This is a genomic window from Vibrio sp. ZOR0018 (genome assembly GCF_963865925.1).
Taxonomy (GTDB): domain Bacteria; phylum Pseudomonadota; class Gammaproteobacteria; order Enterobacterales; family Vibrionaceae; genus Vibrio; species Vibrio anguillarum.
In genome coordinates, this window is record NZ_CAWMCN010000161.1 from 1 (window position 1) to 2011 (window position 2011).

A 2011-nucleotide genomic window follows, 5' to 3' on the forward strand; every position below is an offset into this window, starting at 1 on the left:
AAAGTCGCCAAGCGTTGGCAATCCCTCTTGAGCCGTTTGTTATGCAAATTCAATGAGGTAAACTGAATTTACACGACCAAAAGCCACAATTGCAATGGTTGAGTGATTCAAGAACCAACCCAAGTAGGAGCCGAGATAAATAAGCCGCCAAAACAAAGTCCACCGTTCAACAACAAACCAAGCTTTTGAATGAGACAAACTCAACAAGCAAGACTTTCAGCAAGTACAAAATGCTCGATAAACTTGCCCGTTCCACACTTTGCGCACGCTGAATTGGCAGCAAGCCAACGCTAAAACTGATTGAGGCAAACAAAGAACCTTGCCTGTTTTACGGTTTGAGTGAACCACGAATCTAAGGGTAAAAGTGCTCATTTGCCGACAACACAAAACGAATGGCCGGAGAAATCCTAAAAGATTAAACCCCTAAATTTACCTGAGTTGCATAACGCCGCATTAAGTGGTGAGCAACGCCTCCACCAAACCTAACCCATTGTGCCGTAATCACTTAAGCTAATTCAAACTGAAAATGCCAAGCGTTGGGAATCCGTCTTAAATGCTTTGTTATGCGCCACTTGCGATTACCTCAAATTAATACCATAATTAGGTACTATTTGGTATTAGGAGATTACAATGGCTAAAAATACTAGCATCACTCTCGGCGACCACTTTGATGGTTTCATTAGTAGCCAAATCCAAAGTGGACGCTATGGCTCAGCAAGTGAAGTAATTCGTTCTGCCCTACGTTTACTCGAAACACAAGAAACGAAAATGAACACTTTACGACAACTGCTCGTTGAAGGTGAAGAAAGTGGTATGGCTGATTATGACCTCGATTCGTTTATCAGTGAACTAGATAGCGAAGAAAGAAAATGAAACCATTCCAACTAACCAACAAGGCAAAATCCGATTTAAAAGATATTGCCTTATTTACCTCTCGCAGGTGGGGCCGCGAGCAACGAAATATTTATCTCAAACAATTCGATGAATCATTTTGGCTACTCGCTGAAAATCCTGATATCGGTAAAACTTGTGATGAAATCAGAGATGACTACCGAAAATTTCCACAAGGAAGCCATGTGATTTTTTATCAGCAAATTGGTAGCCAAAACATCCAAATCATAAGAATCTTGCATAAGAGTATGGATGTAAATCCAATCTTTGGCGCATAACGCCCGCTTAAGGGGCTGACAACGCTAATACCAAGCTTCCGCATAACACTGAAACCACCGAAACTAACGCATAATAAAAATGCCACGCGTTGGAAGTCCCTCTTAAAGCGTTTGTTATGTGCTTACGACCGATGAGCCTCCGCATATTTCATAACATGATTCTCGAGATAGTTTTTAAAACTTAGATAAACTTCATCAGATATTTGAGGGTATGACATTATTTTCAGCTCATGAGCATCCCATCCAATCCGGTAAGGGGGATGCTTATGAGTCAACAGACTTTCAATAAAGCCAGATTTTTCATAAAACTCTTTTCGCTTTATAGATACTGGATCTTTGGGAGGATCTATTTCCAATATGACTGGTTTTTCTGCACTCTGCTTCAAGCAGTCTAAAACATAAGAACCGATATTATAGCCTCTTTTTTCCGGCACTATAGCTAAGTGTTCGATGTAAATAAAATCCGTCGTTTCCCAAGTGAGAAGAATTCCCAAAAACTCATCTTCACTCATAACGAGTTCAAAGTGATATTCGCAATCTGACAAAACATCAATCTGGTCAATTTTAAAACGCTGCTCGTATACAGGAAAACTATTCTGATATAAATTAAAGGCCCTATCAAAACAACTATGCCTTGGGCCATATACCCTTTCAAAACTAATTGGAAACATACTTCTTCCTCTAAAAATTCAGCTTACCCAAACATTTTACTTGTGTAGATAGAGTCTTCAAGTTCAATCGCATACATTCAGCACATAACGTCCGGCTAAGGGGTTGACAACGCACCGCCGAACTTAAAAAACACACCGTAAACACTGAACTTCAATTTTGTACTAAAGCCG

The 2011-nt window shown here is 40.0% G+C and carries 3 protein-coding genes; 2 read left to right on the forward strand and 1 reads right to left on the reverse strand.

Annotation, left to right across the window (positions count from 1 at the left end):
- The first annotated feature begins 630 nt into the window (after window positions 1-630).
- On the forward strand, window positions 631-873 hold the full coding sequence (locus AACR75_RS17835) for a type II toxin-antitoxin system ParD family antitoxin (RefSeq protein ID WP_017045414.1): 243 nt from the start codon (window positions 631-633) through the stop codon (window positions 871-873).
- Complete coding sequence (locus tag AACR75_RS17840) at window positions 870-1169, forward strand: type II toxin-antitoxin system RelE/ParE family toxin (protein ID WP_047691236.1); 300 nt, start codon at window positions 870-872, stop codon at window positions 1167-1169. The genes AACR75_RS17835 and AACR75_RS17840 overlap by 4 nt, the downstream gene beginning before the upstream one ends.
- A gap of 122 nt (window positions 1170-1291) precedes the next feature.
- Here the strand turns inward: AACR75_RS17840 and AACR75_RS17845 are convergent, their stop codons facing one another.
- Window positions 1292-1840 carry a GNAT family N-acetyltransferase gene (locus AACR75_RS17845; RefSeq protein WP_017046272.1) on the reverse strand — a complete coding sequence of 183 codons (549 nt, stop codon included), beginning with the start codon at window positions 1838-1840 and terminating at the stop codon, window positions 1292-1294.
- Between the last annotated feature and the right edge of the window lie 171 nt (window positions 1841-2011).

Bases quoted from the DNA above. Each gene is read 5' to 3' on its own strand.
- AACR75_RS17835 (WP_017045414.1), top strand. From the start codon at position 631: ATGGCTAAAAATACTAGCATCACTCTCGGCGACCACTTTGATGGTTTC.
- AACR75_RS17840 (WP_047691236.1), top strand. From the start codon at position 870: ATGAAACCATTCCAACTAACCAACAAGGCAAAATCCGATTTAAAAGAT.
- AACR75_RS17845 (WP_017046272.1), bottom strand. From the start codon at position 1,840: ATGTTTCCAATTAGTTTTGAAAGGGTATATGGCCCAAGGCATAGTTGT.